12 protein-coding genes and 1 pseudogene are annotated in these 16,768 nt (G+C 71.7%); 8 read left to right on the forward strand and 5 right to left on the reverse strand.

Features of this window, described 5'->3' with window-relative positions:
• Window positions 1-201 precede the first annotated feature (201 nt).
• Window positions 202-780, reverse strand: a complete 579-nt coding sequence (locus ACSHV8_RS13580) for a TetR family transcriptional regulator C-terminal domain-containing protein (RefSeq protein WP_436532900.1) — start codon at window positions 778-780, stop codon at window positions 202-204.
• 88 nt (window positions 781-868) lie between these two features.
• Between ACSHV8_RS13580 and ACSHV8_RS13585 the strand changes: the two genes are divergently transcribed.
• Window positions 869-1,753: an MBL fold metallo-hydrolase gene (locus ACSHV8_RS13585; RefSeq protein WP_436532902.1), complete on the forward strand. Its 885-nt coding sequence runs from the start codon at window positions 869-871 to the stop codon at window positions 1,751-1,753.
• Here ACSHV8_RS13585 and ACSHV8_RS13590 read toward each other — a convergent pair.
• Together ACSHV8_RS13590 and ACSHV8_RS13595 are read right to left on the reverse strand one after the other, a co-directional pair.
• Window positions 1,750-5,100 carry an NACHT domain-containing protein gene (locus tag ACSHV8_RS13590; RefSeq protein WP_436532904.1) on the reverse strand — a complete coding sequence of 1,117 codons (3,351 nt, stop codon included), beginning with the start codon at window positions 5,098-5,100 and terminating at the stop codon, window positions 1,750-1,752. The two genes, ACSHV8_RS13585 and ACSHV8_RS13590, sit on opposite strands and share 4 nt — an antisense overlap.
• Window positions 5,101-5,127: 27 nt before the next feature.
• Window positions 5,128-6,039: pseudogene (locus ACSHV8_RS13595) on the reverse strand (RNA polymerase sigma factor); the annotation flags it as partial.
• A gap of 353 nt (window positions 6,040-6,392) precedes the next feature.
• On the opposite strand from ACSHV8_RS13595, the gene nhaA reads away from it, so the two are divergent.
• The gene (gene nhaA / locus ACSHV8_RS13600; protein ID WP_436532906.1) at window positions 6,393-7,703 is read left to right on the forward strand and encodes a Na+/H+ antiporter NhaA; all 1,311 of its coding nucleotides are present in this window, start codon (window positions 6,393-6,395) and stop codon (window positions 7,701-7,703) included.
• Window positions 7,704-7,712: 9 nt separating this feature from the next.
• On the opposite strand, the gene ACSHV8_RS13605 is transcribed toward nhaA, so the two are convergent.
• Both ACSHV8_RS13605 and ACSHV8_RS13610 read right to left on the reverse strand, forming a co-directional pair.
• Window positions 7,713-8,756, reverse strand: coding sequence for an amidohydrolase family protein (locus ACSHV8_RS13605; protein WP_436532908.1), 1,044 nt, complete (start codon window positions 8,754-8,756; stop codon window positions 7,713-7,715).
• An 85-nt stretch (window positions 8,757-8,841) separates the two neighbouring features.
• Window positions 8,842-9,741: an N-acetylglucosamine kinase gene (locus tag ACSHV8_RS13610; RefSeq protein WP_436532910.1), complete on the reverse strand. Its 900-nt coding sequence runs from the start codon at window positions 9,739-9,741 to the stop codon at window positions 8,842-8,844.
• 86 nt (window positions 9,742-9,827) lie between these two features.
• Here ACSHV8_RS13610 and ACSHV8_RS13615 point away from each other — a divergent pair, with 86 nt between their 5' ends.
• Genes ACSHV8_RS13615 through ACSHV8_RS13640 form a run of 6 tightly spaced genes read left to right on the forward strand, consistent with a single transcriptional unit; the run spans window position 9,828 to window position 16,761 of the window.
• Window positions 9,828-10,748 carry a MurR/RpiR family transcriptional regulator gene (locus ACSHV8_RS13615; protein WP_436532912.1) on the forward strand — a complete coding sequence of 307 codons (921 nt, stop codon included), beginning with the start codon at window positions 9,828-9,830 and terminating at the stop codon, window positions 10,746-10,748.
• Between the two features lie 14 nt (window positions 10,749-10,762).
• Window positions 10,763-12,094 carry an extracellular solute-binding protein gene (locus ACSHV8_RS13620; protein ID WP_436532914.1) on the forward strand — a complete coding sequence of 444 codons (1,332 nt, stop codon included), beginning with the start codon at window positions 10,763-10,765 and terminating at the stop codon, window positions 12,092-12,094.
• Complete coding sequence (locus ACSHV8_RS13625; RefSeq protein ID WP_436532916.1) at window positions 12,091-13,074, forward strand: carbohydrate ABC transporter permease; 984 nt, start codon at window positions 12,091-12,093, stop codon at window positions 13,072-13,074. The genes ACSHV8_RS13620 and ACSHV8_RS13625 overlap by 4 nt, the downstream gene beginning before the upstream one ends.
• Window positions 13,071-13,898, forward strand: a complete 828-nt coding sequence (locus ACSHV8_RS13630) for a carbohydrate ABC transporter permease (RefSeq protein ID WP_436532917.1) — start codon at window positions 13,071-13,073, stop codon at window positions 13,896-13,898. Before ACSHV8_RS13625 ends, ACSHV8_RS13630 begins: the two co-directional genes overlap by 4 nt.
• Before the next feature lie 8 nt (window positions 13,899-13,906).
• Entirely contained in the window at window positions 13,907-15,541 is a 1,635-nt protein-coding gene (locus ACSHV8_RS13635) for a beta-N-acetylhexosaminidase (protein ID WP_436532919.1), read from the forward strand.
• A gap of 11 nt (window positions 15,542-15,552) precedes the next feature.
• Entirely contained in the window at window positions 15,553-16,761 is a 1,209-nt protein-coding gene (locus tag ACSHV8_RS13640) for a hypothetical protein (protein ID WP_436532921.1), read from the forward strand.
• Window positions 16,762-16,768: the final 7 nt, after the last annotated feature.

Here is a 16,768-nt window from a genome sequence, read left to right on the forward strand (position 1 = left end):
AGAGCGGCGCCGCGGACAACGGCAACCTGATCCACCGCACGGAACCGCCTCGCCGGAGGCCCTCGAACCACGGGGGTCTCCGGCGCGTCCGTGTGTGGACCGTGCGCGCGGTGATCTTCGGCGACTGAGGTCTACAGGGTGGCGCCGACCGCCGGCGCGTCCCAGCACGAGTCAACACAGGGGGTCTTGGCCTGCCCCCGGTCAGTTCGGCTGCCGCAGCAGGACGTCGAAGACGGTCGTGAAGAAGGCGGCGAACGACTCCTCGGAGCGCGCCGCCCGAGCCCCGAGCAGCGCCCCCTCCCAGGCGTTGAGCACGAACCGCGCGGTCGTCGCCGCATCCAGCCCGGCAGCCACCACGCCGTCGCGCTGGGCCTGGGCGATCGCGCCGGTGATCAGCGCCGCCCAGTCGTCGAATCCCTGCTCCAGGTGTCCGCGGATCAGCGGGCTGTGGTCGGCCACGTCGGCGGTCAGGTTCCCGAACAGGCAGCCGCGCGCGAATTCCCGCTCCCGCGCCTGCCCGGCCAGCAGTTCGAAGTGCGCCCGCAGCCGGTCCAGCGGCGCCACCGACTCGTCGGCCAGTTCCTCCAGGCCCAGCGTCGCCCCGTAGGCGGCCAGGGCCTCGACGGCCATCGCCTCCTTGCTGGGGAAGTGGTTGTAGAACGAGCCTTTGGGCACCCCGGCGGCGTCGGTGATGTCCTTGACCCCGACCGCGTAGCCGTGGGCGTGGAAGCGGTCCAGGGCGGCGGTGGCGATCTCGGCGCGCATGCTTCGACGAGGCATCCCCCCAATATGACCGGTCGTCTGCGCCAGCGCCATGTGATTCACGAGACGCTAGCCACCAACCAAGACGACCGGTCATATTCAAAGCATGAACTACGACGTGCTGCATCTCGAAGCCCTCCCCATCACGCCCCACGAGCCGCTGCCCAACGGCGACGAGCGCCGGTTCCAGCCGATGGCGATCACCCTGATCTCCGGCGAGAACGACGCCGTCCTGGTCGACCCGCCCACCACCTCCGGCCAGGCCGCCGCGGTCGCCGAGTGGATCGCCGCCGGCGGCAAGAACCTCACCCACATCGCGATCACTCACGGACACGGCGACCACTGGTTCACCGCCGATCTGCTCGCCCGGCGCTTCGGGGCGACGGTGGTGGCGACCGCCGAGACCATCGCGCACATGCGCCAGCAGGCCGGCATCCGCGAGTTCCTCTGGGACGTCACCTTCCCCGGCCAGATCCCCGCCGCCCCGGTCACCGCGGTCACCGTTCCCGACAACAAATTCCTGCTTGAGGGGTACGAGATCAGCCTGGTCCCGGTCGGTGCCAGTGACGCCGAGGACAGTTCCGTGGTGCACGTGCCGGAACTCGGACTGGTGGTCGCCGGCGACGTGCTCTACAACGGCGCCCACATGTACATCGGCGACGCGGCGGTCGACGGAGTCCAGCGCTGGCGCGACGCCATCGCCGTGGTGGCCGCCCTGCACCCGCGCCACGTGGTCGCCAGCCATGGAGATCGCGACCTCGACCACGACGCCGACCGGATCATCGCGGGATCCCTGGCCTACCTCGACTACGCCGAGTCCGTCCTGGCCGGCAAGCCGTCCGCCCACGAGCTCTTCGACGCGCTGCTGAAGCGTTTCCCCGACCTCAGGTACGGCACCACCCTCGCCTGGGTCGGCGCCCGCACCATCGCCGCGGTCCGCGACGGCCAGGACCGCCCGACCGCAGCCCTGCTGGCGTGGACCACGGCCTAATCTTCGGGCAGGTCACCGAGGACCTGTTCGGGCCGCCGGAGGACAAGGCGGATCCCGCCGAGCACCCAGCGCCACACGCCCAGGTCGTCGAGGTCGCCGCCGATCCGGTCCACGACGGCGTCCATGTCGGCCTCCGCGAGCTGTTCGAACTCCCGGAACGTCAGGAACCAGCGGGAGAGCCGGGGTATCCGGGGGTCGCGCAGCAGGCGGCTCCAACCCTCGGTGGCGGCCCGCGCGTCGATCGTGGCGAGCACCAGCAGGGCATACGCGCGATCACTGGTCCGGTTTCCGGGGGCGGCGAGCGCGGTCAGCAGGGACCGGGCCTCGTCGAACGGCAGTGCGGCCGAGGCCGGCAGCCGCAGGGCGGTCGGCGTCGCCGGGTCCCGCGCCAGGGCGGCCACCCGGGCGCGCAGGTCGAGGCTGCGCATCAGCGGCGTCTCCAGGACGTCGCCGGGGACGGGCCGGGTGAGGGTGGCGAGGGCCTCACGGCGTACGGAAATCGGCACTTGATCGTCGAAAGCGAGATCCTCGAGCAGCGTCCAGTCACCGAGGCGCCGCACCGCGGCCGACGAGGCCTCCAGGCGCAGCCGCGGCCGGCCGGGACGGGTCGCGAGGCCGGCCAGCACCTCGCGACCCTGGCGCGGCGCGATGGTGAGCAGGCTGGCCGTGGCGCGCATCCGGGTCCGGGTCCGGGCGAAGCGCCGACCGGCGACCCGCGACAGCAGGTCACGGCCGTGCGCATCGTCGAGGTCGGCGAGCACGACCGCGGTCCAGATCGAGGTGAGCGAGCCGGGCCGATGATCGGCCAGCCGGCGCAGGCGCCGCAGGGCCGGGCCGTCGCCGTAGGCGGCCATCACGTACCAGAGCTCGATGGTGCGGTGCAGGCGCAACGGATGACGGCGCACCAGCTCGGCGAGGCCGGGCAGGTGCCCGGCCCGCCCGGAGCGCAGCAGCTCCACCCGAACGGCGACCTCGTCGCGGGGTTCCAGCCGGTCGGCCAGCATCCAGGTCAGGGGATCGACCTCGCCGAGCGCGGCCAGCCGTCGCGCGGCCGCGAGCCGGATCTGCGGCTGGTCACCGGACCGGACGAGCCAGCGCAGCGGCTCCCGGTCGCCGAGGACCGCGCTGCGGGCGGCGGCACCGAAGGCCATCGGACGGTCGAAGTGCTTCATGGCGATCTTGCTGAGCGCCGCCTCGGCGTACTGGTCGCCGCGGTCGAACAGGGCGACCGCGGCGGCGTACTGCGCCGGCACGGAGACGTTGCGGTAGCGGCCCAGGACCCGCAGCAGGTCCGGATCCCCGGCGTCGGCCAGCCACGTCGCGATCGTCACCTGGTCGAGCGGGTCGACGCCCGGGGCGGCGGCCATGGCCCGCAACGGTTCCAGATCACCGGCCCGGGCCAGTTCCTGGGCGGCGGCCATCCGTTGCGAGCCGGTCACCCGGGCGTCGGTCAGCCGCAGGGCCAGCGCGTGACGGCCGAGCGCGCCCGGCGGCGGCCCGGTGGCGTCGCGGCTCAGCGGGACCCGCAGGTGCGGGTCGACCTTGCCGCCGTGGTCCTCGACCGCGTCGGCGATCCATGAACGCAGCACGTCGTCGGCCTGCTTCGACACCCGGTGCAGCAGCTCGTTGCCCCGGGCCGGGTCGACGTCGGCCAGCCGGTCGGCGATCAGGGCGCGGGTCCAGCCGGGCACGTCCGGCCGCCCCGCGAGATCCACCAGCCGCTGGAAGACCCACGTCTCGACGCTGAGCTCGCCCAGGATGCGCAGGGCCTCGGGCGCCTGGCCGGTCTCGTCGACGACCTGGTCCACCAGCAGGTTGATCGTGCGGGCGGCGGTCTCCGGGCGGGCCGGAACACCGTCGGCCAGCAGGTCACCGGCCGCGACGATCGCACCGCCGTCCAGCAGGGCGGTGATCAGGTCGTCGGACTCCGGGCGGCGGGCCGCCGCGAACGCGACCACGCTGCGTTCGGCCGGGTTCGCGGCCCGGGCCAGCCAGGCGGCCCGGTCGAAGGCCGGGTCGCCCGCGCGGGCCGCGAAATACTCGGCGAAGCTGAGATGCGCGAAGACCACGCGCTCCTGCCGCAGCGTGCAGATCCCGGTGGCGATCAGAAGATCACGAAGCACGCGTACGCCGTCGGGCGTGACCGCGATGAGATCACGCAGCCGGGTGGCGGCCACGTCGGCCAGGTCGGTCTCCGGGTCGGCCAGCCACGCCTCGCCGCAGGTCTCCAACAGGGCGCCGACGTGCCGGCGGATGTCGGCGAACAACCACTCGGCGACCGCCTTGCCCGCGGTGCCCCGGGCGAGCAGCTCCGGCTCGATCGCCTCGCGGAAACGGTCCAGTGACCGCTGCCCGTCGAGCAGATGATCCACGAACCGGTCGTAGAGGGCCGCCCGGCTCGACGGCAGCGCCCGCCCGTCCTGGAACTCGTAGACCAGCGCGGCGATGGTCGCCAGCAGCGGGATGCGGGCCACCGGCCCGAGCCGGGCCCCGGCGATGCGGGCCAGGAAGCGCCCGGCCGTCGCGTCGGCCCGGCGGCGGTCGTGCGGGTAGCGGGCGGCGAACCAGCGGCGCGCGAACTCGTCCAGCTCGGCCCGGTCGAAGGGCCGCAGGTCGTACAGGCCGACGTCCGGCCCGTGCAGCGAGTTCAGCTCGGAGCGGGTGAGGGGCCGGCAGGTGAGCAGGAACCGGTACGGCCCGTCGCCGCCGATCAGGTCCCGGATGCGCCACAGCACCTTGTCGCGGTCGGGGGCGGCGACCACCTCGTCCAGCCCGTCGACCAGGACCCGCCACGCCTGCCCGGATCTCGGGGCCCGTTCGAAGATCTCGGTCGGCAGGTCGATCCCGTGCTCGCGCCGGGCGGCCCGCACGATCGCTTCCGGCACCGCGTGCTCGACCAGGTCGGACGCGTGCAGCAGAACCGCGATCTCCCCGCCGGCGCGGCGGGTCAGGGCGCGCCGGGCCAGGTCGCCGGTCACCGTGGCCAGGAAGGTGGACTTGCCGGCGCCCGCGTCACCCAGCAGGACGGCATGCCGGTGCGCGGTCAGCACCTGGACGGCCGGGATGGTCCGGCCCTTCTCCGGCTGCGGGCCACCGGGGGCGGCCCGGGTCCGCACGTACAGATCGGTCAGCGCCGGGACGTGCTCACCGAAGAACCGGTACCGGTGCCGGGCGGCGTCGGCGCGCTGGGCGGTGAGCAGGGGGTGCAACACCTGCGGGGTGGCGCGCTGCCGGCGGCGCAGACCGGCGCGGACGGTGAGCCAGAGCCCGATCACGGCGGCGATCCCGCCCACGATGGAGGAAACCTTGTCGCCGTTGTCCAGGAAGGAACTCAGCCACGCCGCCATCGCCCGCGATCGTAACGCCCACGCGGGTCAGCCCAGATAGTCGCGCAGGGCGCCGGAGCGGGCCGGGTGGCGCAGCTTGGACATCGTCTTCATCTCGATCTGGCGGATGCGTTCGCGGGTCACCCCGTACACCTGGCCTATCTCGTCCAGGGTGCGCGGGACGCCGTCGCTGAGGCCGAACCGGAGGCGGACCACGCCGGCCTCCCGCTCGGTGAGGGTGGCCAGGATCGACTCCAGCTGGTCGCGCAGCAGGCCGAAGCTGACCGCGTCGAGGGCAACGACGGCGTCGGTGTCCTCGATGAAGTCGCCGATCTGGGCATCGCCCTCGGAGCCGACCTCCTGGTCCAGGGAGATGGGCTCACGCGCGTACTGCCGGATCTCCAGGACGCGGGCCGGGGGCAGGTCCATCTCGACGCTCAGCTCGGCCGGGGTGGCCTCGCGGCCCAGCTGCAGCAGCATCTCGCGCTGGACCCGGACCAGCTTGTTGATCAGCTCGACCATGTGGACCGGGATCCGGATCGTGCGGCTCTGGTCGGCCATGGCGCGCGAGATCGCCTGGCGGATCCACCACGTCGCGTACGTCGAGAATTTGAAGCCCTTGGTGTAGTCGAACTTCTCGGCGGCGCGGATCAGTCCGACATTGCCCTCCTGGATCAGGTCCAGGAAGGGCATGCTGCGGCCGCTGTAGCGTTTCGCGATGCTGACGACCAGGCGCAGGTTGGCCTCGAGGAGGTGGCTTTTCGCGCGCTCGCCGTCACGGGCGATGAACCGCAGGTCGCGCAGCCGGTCGGCGGTCAGCGGCCGCTCGGCGTCCTCGTGGGCGCGCAGCAGCTCGGTCGCGTACAGCCCGGCCTCGATCCGCTTGGCGATCTCGACCTCCTGCTCGGCGGTGAGCAGGGGGACACGGCCGATCTCGCGCAGGTACGCCTTGACGGTGTCGACATCCACATAGCCCTGCGGTATCCGGGCCGGGGCCTGCTCGTCCTCGTCGGTTGGCTCCACCGTGCGGGTGCGGTCGATCGTTGCGGTCACGTAATCAACTCCGGCTGGATACGGAGGCATCGCAGCCTGGGAAGAAGCGCTGCCGAGAGGCCCTCTGGCTCTTCGGGGGTGTGGCGCGAAGCGATTGCGATTGTACCCGTGCGAGCGCCGTATTCCCCTCAGGCGAATTGGCGTGGATCGCCCGGTGAACAATTCGGCCCGGGGCCGAGACCTGCGGGAACCCTGTCGTCCCGCGCGGGCTAGGGTTGTGCGCGGTGTGCCGGGAAGTCTGGTCGGCGATGTGACGACCCATGCCCGGACAGGAGTACTTTGTGCCCGAGACACCGCATTCGACCCCTTCGCTGCTGGCCCGGGGCACCTGGGCCGAGGCCCGCCGCGTCGCCGCGGTGCTGCGCAAGGAGACGGTCGGCGGGGTCCTGCTGCTGGCCGGCACCCTGATCGCGCTGGGCTGGGCGAACTCGCCCTGGTCGGCCGGCTACCGCACGATGATCGGCCGGACCGTCGGCCCGGCCGCGCTGCACCTCGACCTGTCCCTGGCCACCTGGGCGGCCGACGGTCTGCTGGCGATCTTCTTCTTCGTCGCCGGACTGGAACTCAAACGCGAGTTCGTCGCCGGCGACCTTCGCGATCCGCGCCGGGCCGCGGTGCCGGTGGCCGCCGCCGTCGGTGGCGTGGTCGTGCCCGCGGTCGCCTACACGCTGATCAACCTGGGCGGGGCGGTCCGCGGCTGGGCCGTCCCGACCGCCACCGACATCGCGTTCGCCCTGGCCGTGCTCGCGGTGATCGGCCGCTGGCTGCCGTCGGCGCTGCGCACGTTCCTGCTCACCCTGGCCGTGGTCGACGACCTGCTGGCCATCGTGATCATCGCGGTCTTCTACACCGCCCACCTGTCGGTGCTGCCGCTGCTCGGCGCGCTCGTGCCGCTCGGGCTGTTCACGCTGCTGGTGCAGCGGCGGGTGCGGTCGTGGTGGCTGCTGCTGCCCCTGGCGTTCGCGACCTGGGCCCTCGTGCACGCGTCCGGGGTGCACGCGACCGTGGCCGGGGTGCTGCTCGGGTTCGCCGTGCCGGTGCTCGTCTCCGAACGCTCACCGCGACCCGACCCCGGACTGGCCGAACACTTCGAGCACCGGTTCCGGCCGATCTCGGCCGGGATCGCGGTGCCGGTCTTCGCGCTCATGTCGGCCGGCGTGACCATCGGCGGGGTGGCCGGGCTGCGGTCGGCGCTGACCGACCCGATCGCGATCGGCGTGATGACCGGCCTGGTGCTCGGGAAACCGGTCGGCATCCTGGCCGCCACCTGGCTGACCGCGCGGTTCACCCGGGCCCGCATCGACGACGGGCTGGCCTGGATCGACGTGGCCGGCCTGGCCGTGCTGGGCGGGATCGGGTTCACCGTGTCGCTGCTGATCGGCGAACTGTCCTTCGGCGCGGGCGACGGGCACGTCAAGGTCGCCGTGTTGGTCGGCTCGCTGACGGCCGCGCTGCTGGCGACCGTCGTGCTGCGCCTGCGCAACCGGACCTACCGCCGGTTGTACGAGGCCGAGCAGCTCGACGAGGACCACGACGACATCCCCGACGTCTACCAGGAAAGATCGCCCTGACCCGGCGGGTCAGAGCACCCGCTTGCCGCGCAGGACGACGGCTCGGGGCTTGTCGAACTGGGTCAGGTCGGTGCGGGGATCGGCGTCGTAGACGACCGCGTCGGCCGGCGCGCCGTCGGCCAGGCCCGGCAGCCCCAGGTAGGAACGCGCGGTCCACGACGCGGCGGCGATCGCGTCGTGCGCGGGCACGCCGGCCGCGACCAGGGCACGGATCTCCCCGCCGATCGCCCCGTGCGGCCGTGAGTCGGTCCCGGCCAGGACGGTGACGCCGGCCTCGACGGCGGCCGCGGTGAGAGCGGCGTGCACGCTCGCGCCGGGCACGGCCCAGCTGCGGCGGGCGCGTTCCGGGTCGGCCAGGATCGTCGCCAGGCTCGACGAGATCGCCGCCAGGGTGGGGGTCAGCGCGATACCGCGCTCGGCCATCGGCGGCAGCAGCTGCGGGTCGAGGCCCATGCCGTGTTCGATCGTGTCCACGCCCGCCTCGACGGCGACCGCGCCTCCGGCGGTGTGCTGGGTGTGCACCGCCAGGCGCCCGCCGGCGGCGTGCACGCGGGTGACCGCCTCGCGCAGCAGCGCGACCGGAATGACCTGGTCATCCGGCTTCCAGTCGATCACGATCTTGGCCCAGCCGGTGCGGGCGGCCTGCTCGGCGGCGACGGCCGGCAGTTCGGCCGGGTCGGGGCGGCGACCCCACCCGGGCATGAACTGGCCGTGCTGGGCGATCCACGGGCCGGCATGGAACGCCCGCGGGCTCTGGTCGCCGTGACCGAACCAGTCCGGCGGGTCGTCGGCCAGGCCGGGGGAGCGGATGAGCGTGACGCCCGATTCCAGGTGGGCCCGCAGGTCACTGCGCAGGATGCCGTCGTCCAGGGGGTCGCCGGGCGCCTCGGCTCCGGGGTGGGTGTGCGCGTCGACCAGGCCGGGCAGGATCCAGCCCTCGGCGACCAGCTCGGCGCCGGGCACCGGGTCGGACGTCCACCGGTCGCCGTCCGCGTACAGGTCGACCGGTTCGCCCTCGGGCAGGGCGAACCCGCGGATCCGGAGCACCGACACCCACACCACCACATTCCGGGAAGTAGTTCGAGCGGCCAGCATGCCACCTCGGGCTCGTCCGTGTGGTACCCGCAGCGTCGATGGATCAGGGCCGGCCGAGCAGGGCCTCGTGCAGGGTGGACGGGAGCAGCGAGGTCAGCGGTCGCGCGGCCAGCCAGGCCGCCCCGGCCGCCGGATCGTGGCTGGTCCGCGGGTTCTGACCGCGGGCCCGCAGGGTCGCCAGGACGCCGTCGCGGACCGGGGTGTCGCAGGCCAGCAGCCCGCCCCCGAGCACGACCGGCCCCGGCGTGCCCAGGTCGTCGAGCGTCTGCACGAGATGCGTGACGGCTTCCGCGACGATCGCCGACGCGTGCCCGTCCCCGGCCCGGGCGGCTTCGCAGACCAGTGGTGCGAGCGCGCCGATCTCGTCCCAGGGCAGTGCCTGCGCCCAGTAGACCATCTCGTCCGCGCTGCTCACCCCGGCGCGGGCGGCGATCTGCCCGGCCAGTGGCGCCGACCAGTTGCGCACCGCGACCCGCACGGCCTGCAGGCCCAGCCACCGCCCGGAGCCCTCGTCGCCGAGCAGCCAGCCGAGGCCGTCGGCGGTGCGGACCACGGCGTCGGCGTGCACGGCGGCCGCGATCGCCCCGGTCCCGGCGATCAGCACCGCCCCGGAGGCGGCCGGGCTGCCGGCCGCGAACGCGGTGACCACGTCGCCGACCACGGCGACCGGCCCGGTCACGCCGAGCGCGGCCAGGGCGGGCGTGAACTGCGACGCCGACGCCGGCCCGGCGATGCCCAGGGTGGCCGCGCGGACCGACGCGGGGGAGTGCCCGCCCAGCGCCGATCGGACGGCCGCCGCGACCGCGGCCGCCGCGTTGCCGGCGCCCGCGGTCAGCGGGTTGCCCGGGCCGGAGCGTCCCCGGCCGACGACCGTGCCGCTGGTCGTCGCGACGACGGCGTTCGACGCGGTGCCGCCCGCGTCCACGCCCACCACCAGATCCATGAACGAGATCGAAACATAGGAAAGACTTATTGACTAGACCGCGTGGCGGTCGTAATTTTCATCAACAACGGCAGGCAATGAAAAGGATGACCACAGTGACGGGTGAGAGCGGTGGGCTGCTCGGGCGGCTCCGGATCGAGGGACCGGCCATGCCGGAGGCCCTGGCGAGAATCGCCGAGACGATCCTGAACGACCCGGAGACGGCGGCCAACGCGAGCATCGTCGATCTGGCCGAGCGGTCCGGGACGTCGACCGCGACGGTGACCCGGTTCAGTCGCACGCTGGGCTTCAAGGGGTATGCGAACCTGCGCGTCGCCGTCGCCACCGAGACCGGCCGGGCCACCCAGGCCCGGTGGGAGACCGACATCAGCGGCGACATCGCCCCCGGCGACCCGCTGACCGACGTGCTCGGCGTGGTCACCGCGGCCGACACCCGGGCCATCCAGGACACCGCGTCCGGCCTCGACATGGCCGCCGTCGAACGGGTCGCCGCCGCGATCGCCGGCGCCGGCCGGGTGGAGATCTTCGGGCTGGGCAGCAGCGGCACCTCGGCCCGGGAGATGGCGTTCCGGCTCGAACGGATCCGCGTCCCCGTCTGGCACCGGCCCGACTCGCACACCGCACTGACCAACGCCGCCCTGCTGCTGCCCGGGGACGTGGCCATCGGGCTGAGCCACTCCGGCCGTACCCGGGAAGTCATTGAAACGCTCGCCGAAGCAGCCGATCACGGCGCGCTCACCGTCGCCCTGACCAGCTACAGCCGCTCACCCCTGGCCGAGGTGGCCGACGTCGTCTTCACCACCGCGGTGCAGGAGACCACGTTCCGGCTGGCCGCGCTCTCCGCCCTGCACTCCCAGCTGCTGATCCTCGACATGATCTACGTCGCCGTCGCCCAGCGCACCTACGAGCGGACCGCCGAGGCGCTCGAACTGACCGTGCGCGCGGTCGACGCCCACCGCCTCCCCGAGAAGAACCCGACCCGTAACCGGGGCCGTAACAACAAATGATGAAGGAGTCCCATATGCGCCGACGCCGCTATATCGCCGCCGCCGCCCTGTGTACCGCGACCCTGTTGACCCTGACCGCCTGCGGGGGTGGCGGAACGTCGGCCGCCGGTGACGACGGCTCGCCCAAGACCGTGCCGAACACCCGCGGCGAGGGCAAGACGCTCACCGTGTGGGTGATGGACGGCGACTACACCGATGCCACCGTCAAGGCCATCAACGACCAGTTCGAGCAGGCTACCGGCGCCAAGGTGGACGTGCAGATCCAGCAGTGGGAAAGCATCACCACCAAGATCAGTACGGCGTTGTCGACCTCCGGCACGCCCGACGTGCTCGACCTGGGCAACACCCAGGTGCCCGGTTTCGCCGCCAACGGCGGGCTGCTCGACCTGACGCCGTACGCCGCCGATCTCAAGCAGGGCCGGACCTGGCTGGCCGGTCTGGAGGAGCCGGCGACCGTCGACAAGGCGCTCTACGCGGTGCCCGGTTTCGCCGGGGCGCGCGCGGTCATCTACAACAAGAAGACCTGGGCCGCGGCGGGGGTGACGGCCGCTCCCACCACGTACGCCGAATTGACTGCCGCTCTTGACAAGGTGAAAGCAGCCAACCCGGCGGCCGACTTCTCCCCGTTCTACCTGCCCGGGCAGTACTGGTACGCCGGCATGCAGTTCATCTGGGACGCCGGCGGCGACATCGCCAGCAACGACGGCGGCACCTGGAAGGGCGGCTTCTCCAGCAGCGCCGGACAGAAGGGCCTCAACGACTTCAAGACCTTCCAGAACACGTACTCCTCGAAGGCCTCGCAGGCCATCGACACCATCACGCCCGATCAGAACCAGGTCTTCGCCGACGGCAAGACCGCGACCATCCTGTCGACCGCCGGGTCCCTCGGCCTGATCCAGAAGGCCAACCCCAAGATCAAGCCCGAGGATCTGGGTACGTTCCCTCTCCCGGGAGTCTCCGGCAAGGCGCAGCCCGTGATGCTCGGCGGCTCCGACTGGGGCATCGCCACCAAGAGTGACACCCCCGAGCTGGCCCTGCAGTGGGTCAAGATCGCGGCCAGCCCGACCGTGCAGGACAAGAACGTGTTCGGCAACGACGGCTGGATCCCGAACAGCACGCAGGGCATCGAGGCCGCCCAGCCCAGCCTCAACGAGCAGCAGAAGGGCTTCTTCACCGCGGCCCTGACCTCGAAGGCGACCCCGGCCGCGGCGCAGTGGCCGACCCTGGAGGGCGACAAGAGCATCAACCAGGTGTTCTCCAACGTCGTCTCCGGCGCCAAGTCGTCCGCGGACGCCGCCAAGGAGTTCGACGACCACCTCGACTCCACGCTCGCCGGCGGCAAGTGACCGTCGTGCCCGTCACCACCGTTGCAAGGGATGCGGCCGGCGCCAATCCGGCCGCACCACCCTTCCCGACCCCGCAGTCCCGCCGCCGGCGGCGGCGGGACCTGGCACCCCTGTGGCTGCTCAGCCCGGCCGGCCTGGTCCTGGCCGTGGTCACGCTCGCCCCGATCGGGTTCCTGATCTTCACCGCGTTCACCGACTACAACCAGCGGACCCTGTTCACCGGGCGGTACTCCTACGTCGGCCTCGACCAGTTCTCCGAACTGCTGGCCGACAGCGCGTTCTGGACGTCGCTGCTGCGCACGGTGCTGTTCACCGCGGCCATGGTGGCCGGCAGCGTGCTGATCGGGATGGGCGTGTCGCACCTGCTCACCCGGCTCGGACTGTGGATGCGCTACACCGTCACGGTCGTGCTGATCGTGGCCTGGGCGATGCCCAACGTGGCGTCCTCGGCCGTGTGGAACTGGCTGTTCCAGCCCGGATACGGGATCGCCAACTGGGCTCTCGACCAGCTCGGGATCTTCGGCGACACCACGGATCTGAACTGGGCCCAGGACCCCGCGCGGGCGTACGTCGCCATCTGGCTCCTGATCGTCTGGCAGGCGGTGCCGTTCATCGCACTGACCCTCAACGCCGCCGAGACCCAGGTGCCACCGGAGTACAAGGAAGCCGCCCGCCTCGACGGCGCGAGCGAACTGGCCGTCTACCGCATCGTCACGCTCAACCATCTGCGGCCGATCCTGCTGCTGGTCACCATCCTGTCGGTGATCTGGGACTACAACGTGTTCAACCAGATCTGGCTGATCTCGCGCGGCGGGCCCGGCGACTCCACGTCGACCCTCGGCGTGTTCACCTACAAGACCGCGTTCGTCGGTTTCCACATCGGGCAGGGCGCGGCCATCTCGGTCGTCACCACACTGCTGCTGCTCGGGCTGACCGCCGTCTACATCCGGCGCCTGCTGCGATCGGGGGAGGACCTGTGAGACACCGCAGCCGCTGGGCGGTCAACAGCATCGCGGCGATCTTCTGCCTGGTGTGGATCTTCCCGGTCTACTGGATGGTCAACACCGCGTTCAAACCGCGGCCGGAGATCATGACCGCGACGCCGCACTTCGTGCCGTTGCACCCGACCCTGTCCAACTTCGCCGACGCGATCGGCCAGGAACAGTTCCTGACCAACCTGCTCAACAGCGTCGTCGTGGTGGCGCTGACCGTGCTCACCTCGATCGTGCTGGGCATCTTCGCCGCCGCGGCCCTGTCCCGGTTCCGGTTCACCGGCCGCCGCACGATCATGGTGGTCATCCTGGCCGTGCAGATGCTGCCCAGCACCGCGCTGCTCATCCCGATGTTCGTCATGTTCAACCAGCTCGACCTGCTGGGCACGTACGCGGCCCTGGTCCTGGCCTACGTCGCCACCGTACTGCCGTTCTCGATCTGGGTGATGCGCGGCTTCTTCGTGGCCATCCCGGACGAGATCGAGGAGGCCGCCCGGCTCGACGGCGCCACCACCTGGGGTGTGCTCACCCGGGTGCTGTTCCCGCTGGTCGCGCCCGGGGTCATCGCCACCGGCATCTTCGCGTTCATCGCCGCCTGGAACGACTACCTGTTCGCGTACACGTTCATGCAGGACCAGAGCCGGTACACGCTGCCGGTGTGGCTGGCCTCGTTCACCAACCCGCACGCCGGGACCGACTTCGGCGGGCAGATGGCCGCGTCCGTGCTGTTCTCCATCCCCGTCGTCGTGTTCTTCCTGATCATCCAGCGCAACCTCGTCGCCGGGATGTCCGCCGGCGCTGTGAAGGGCTAGGTTCCACCTTGCTTGACTCCCGCCGACCCGCCCACAGGCTTACCCCCCGCCCGCTCACCTTCACCACAAATGAGGGCGAGCTCGCCTTGAGCGACAGCACCACCCTGTCCGCACCTTCCCCGCTCGGCGGTGTCCTGGCCTGGCTGCAGCAGGCGCTGCGCCCGGCCACCGGTCTGCCTCTGCGGGAAGCGGCCTCGGCCACGATCACTCTCGGTCTCGCCGATGACCTCGGCCCCGAGGCGTATCGGCTGCGGGTCACCCCCGACCGGGCCGTGATCGTCGGCGGAGGCGCGGCCGGCGTGTTCTACGGCTGCCAGGCATTGCTCCAGCTGCTCCCGGCCGCGATCTACCGCCGCTCGCCGGTGGCCGGGCAGCGCTGGGCGATCCCGGCCGTCGAGATCACCGACGAGCCGCGGTTCGCCTGGCGCGGGGCGATGCTCGACGTGGCCCGGCACTTCATGCCCAAGCACGACGTGCTGCGCTTCATCGACCTGATGGCGCTGCACAAACTCAACACCCTGCACTGGCACCTGACCGACGACCAGGGCTGGCGCGTCGAGATCAAGAAGTATCCGCGGCTCACCGAGGTCGGCGGATGGCGCCGCGAGAGCCAGGTCGGGGCCACCCGCGACGCCCCCGGCGACGGTCGCCCGCACGGGGGTTTCTACACCCAGGACGACGTACGGGAGATCGTCGCCTACGCCGCCGAACGCTTCGTCACCGTCGTGCCGGAGATCGAGTCCCCCGGTCACGTGCAGGCCGCGCTCGCCGCCTACCCGCAGCTCGGCGTCGGCGGCGAACCCCTCGACGTCTACACCCGCTGGGGCATCAACCGGAACATCCTCAACGTCGAGGAATCCACCGTCGGCTTCTTCCGCGACGTCCTCGACGAGGTCATCGACCTGTTCCCGTCCCGCTGGATCGGCGTCGGCGGCGACGAATGCCCCCGCGACCAGTGGCGCGACGACCCACGCACCCAGCAGCGCATGGCCGAACTCGGCCTGACCCGCGAGGAGGAACTGCAGGCCTGGTTCATCCGCCGCCTCGACGACCACCTCACCGCGGCCGGCCGCCGCCTGTTCGGCTGGGACGAGATCCTCGAAGGCGACCTCGCACCCGGCACCACCATCGCCAGCTGGCGCGGCATGACCGGCGCGGTCGCCGCCGCCCGCCGCGGCTACGACGTGGTGGCCTGCCCCGACGACCAGGTCTACCTCGACTACCGGCAGTCCGACTCGCCGGACGAACCGATCCCGGTCTCCATCCCGCTCACCGTCGCCGACGTCTACGCCTTCGACCCGGTCCCCGACGGCCTCACCCCGGACGAGGCCCGGCACATCCTCGGCGGGCAGGCCAACATCTGGACCGAACACGCCGACTCCCCGCGCACCGTCGACTACCTGGCCTTCCCCCGCCTCTGCGCGGTCGCCGAAGCCCTCTGGAGCCCGGCCGCCCGCGACTACACCGACTTCGCCCACCGCCTCGCCCACCACCTGACCCGCCTCGACGCGCTCGGCGTCGAATACCGCCACCCCGACGGACCCCTGCCCTGGCAGCGCCGCCCCGGCGTACCCGGCCGCCCGGACACCCGCCAGCAGCGCGCCGCCCACATCGCCCGGCTGGTCGAGAACATCGCTCTCTGAGGAGCCCTCGCATGACGTTTTCCGCCGGCCGACGCGGCCTGCTGATCGGCGCGTCCAGCGCATTCACCGGATTGTTGACCGGCGCCTACCTGCCGACCCCGGCCTCGGCGGCACCCCGCTGGACCGCCGGGTGCAGCCCATCCTCTGTACGCGCGGCAATTGATTTTCTCAATACCAAATTCGACGAGTACGGCGGTGGGGACGCGCTGCGCGTGCCCCGCAGCTACACCGGCGGCTTCTTCGAGACGCCGACCTGGACGTTCGTCAGCTCGTTCGCGTACGACGACGCGCTCATGATCCTGGCGTGGCTCGCGCACGGGGATGTGGCGCGGGCGGCTCTGCTGGGGGACACGTTGCTGTACGCGCAGCAGCACGATCCGATCGGGGACGGACGGACCCGGGCGTCCTATCAGCCCGACTCGTTCACCGTGCTGAACGGGACGCTGGACATCGGGTCGCCGGCCGCGTACACCGGCAATCAGGCGTGGGTGGGAATGGCATTCGCCCACCTGTACGCGCGGACGAAACAGCGCCGATTCCTCGACGGCGCACTGCGGCTGGCGCGGTGGATTTTCGCGAATACACACAGCGATTACGGCTACAGCGGTGGGCGCACGGCCGATGACCAGGCGATCACGTACAAGGCGACCGAACACAACATCGACGTCGGTGCCTTCTTCACGATGCTGGCGTCGCTGACCGGCGAATCGCAGTGGCGCACCCGGGCGAAAACGGCGTTCTCGTTCGTGGCCGCGATGCAGGACCGCGCGTCGGGCCACCTGTGGACCGGAACCGACCCGGACGGGGTGACGACCAACCGCAGCCCCATCCCCGAAGACGTCCAGGTCTGGGCCTTCCTGGCGACCCTCGACGACCGCTATCGGCGGTCGGTGTCGTGGGTTCTCGACAACCTTTCCGCGTACGACGTGGGCCTGCACGGCGTCAGCTTCAGCGACACGGACACGACGAAGGTGTGGCTGGAAGGGACCGCCCAGACCGCCCTGGCCCTGGCCGTGCGCCGCTCCAAAGGCGATGCGCTGCTGAGCAAGCGGCTGCTGTGGAACATCTCGCAGGCCCAGGGCCCGAACGGCGGCATTCCGGCGGCGTCGAGTGACGGCCTGGACACCGGCTTCGGTGACCTGTACTACCGCAGTTTCCACACGGGCGCGACCGCTTGGTACCTGCTCGCCGCCCAGACCAGCAACCCGTTCCGTCTCTGAGGAGCGC

Origin of the sequence: Actinoplanes sp. HUAS TT8, assembly GCF_051380535.1 — a bacterium.
Taxonomy (GTDB): Bacteria; Actinomycetota; Actinomycetes; order Mycobacteriales; family Micromonosporaceae; genus Actinoplanes.

What these genes read in the sequence shown, in the direction of transcription:
- ACSHV8_RS13640 (WP_436532921.1), top strand. Translation starts at nt 15,553, where the DNA reads ATGACGTTTTCCGCCGGCCGACGCGGCCTGCTGATCGGCGCGTCCAGC.
- ACSHV8_RS13585 (WP_436532902.1), top strand. Translation starts at nt 869, where the DNA reads ATGAACTACGACGTGCTGCATCTCGAAGCCCTCCCCATCACGCCCCAC.
- ACSHV8_RS13620 (WP_436532914.1), top strand. Translation starts at nt 10,763, where the DNA reads ATGCGCCGACGCCGCTATATCGCCGCCGCCGCCCTGTGTACCGCGACC.
- ACSHV8_RS13610 (WP_436532910.1), bottom strand. Translation starts at nt 9,741, where the DNA reads ATGGATCTGGTGGTGGGCGTGGACGCGGGCGGCACCGCGTCGAACGCC.
- ACSHV8_RS13580 (WP_436532900.1), bottom strand. Translation starts at nt 780, where the DNA reads ATGCCTCGTCGAAGCATGCGCGCCGAGATCGCCACCGCCGCCCTGGAC.
- nhaA (WP_436532906.1), top strand. Translation starts at nt 6,393, where the DNA reads ATGCCCGGACAGGAGTACTTTGTGCCCGAGACACCGCATTCGACCCCT.
- ACSHV8_RS13590 (WP_436532904.1), bottom strand. Translation starts at nt 5,100, where the DNA reads ATGGCGGCGTGGCTGAGTTCCTTCCTGGACAACGGCGACAAGGTTTCC.
- ACSHV8_RS13615 (WP_436532912.1), top strand. Translation starts at nt 9,828, where the DNA reads ATGACCACAGTGACGGGTGAGAGCGGTGGGCTGCTCGGGCGGCTCCGG.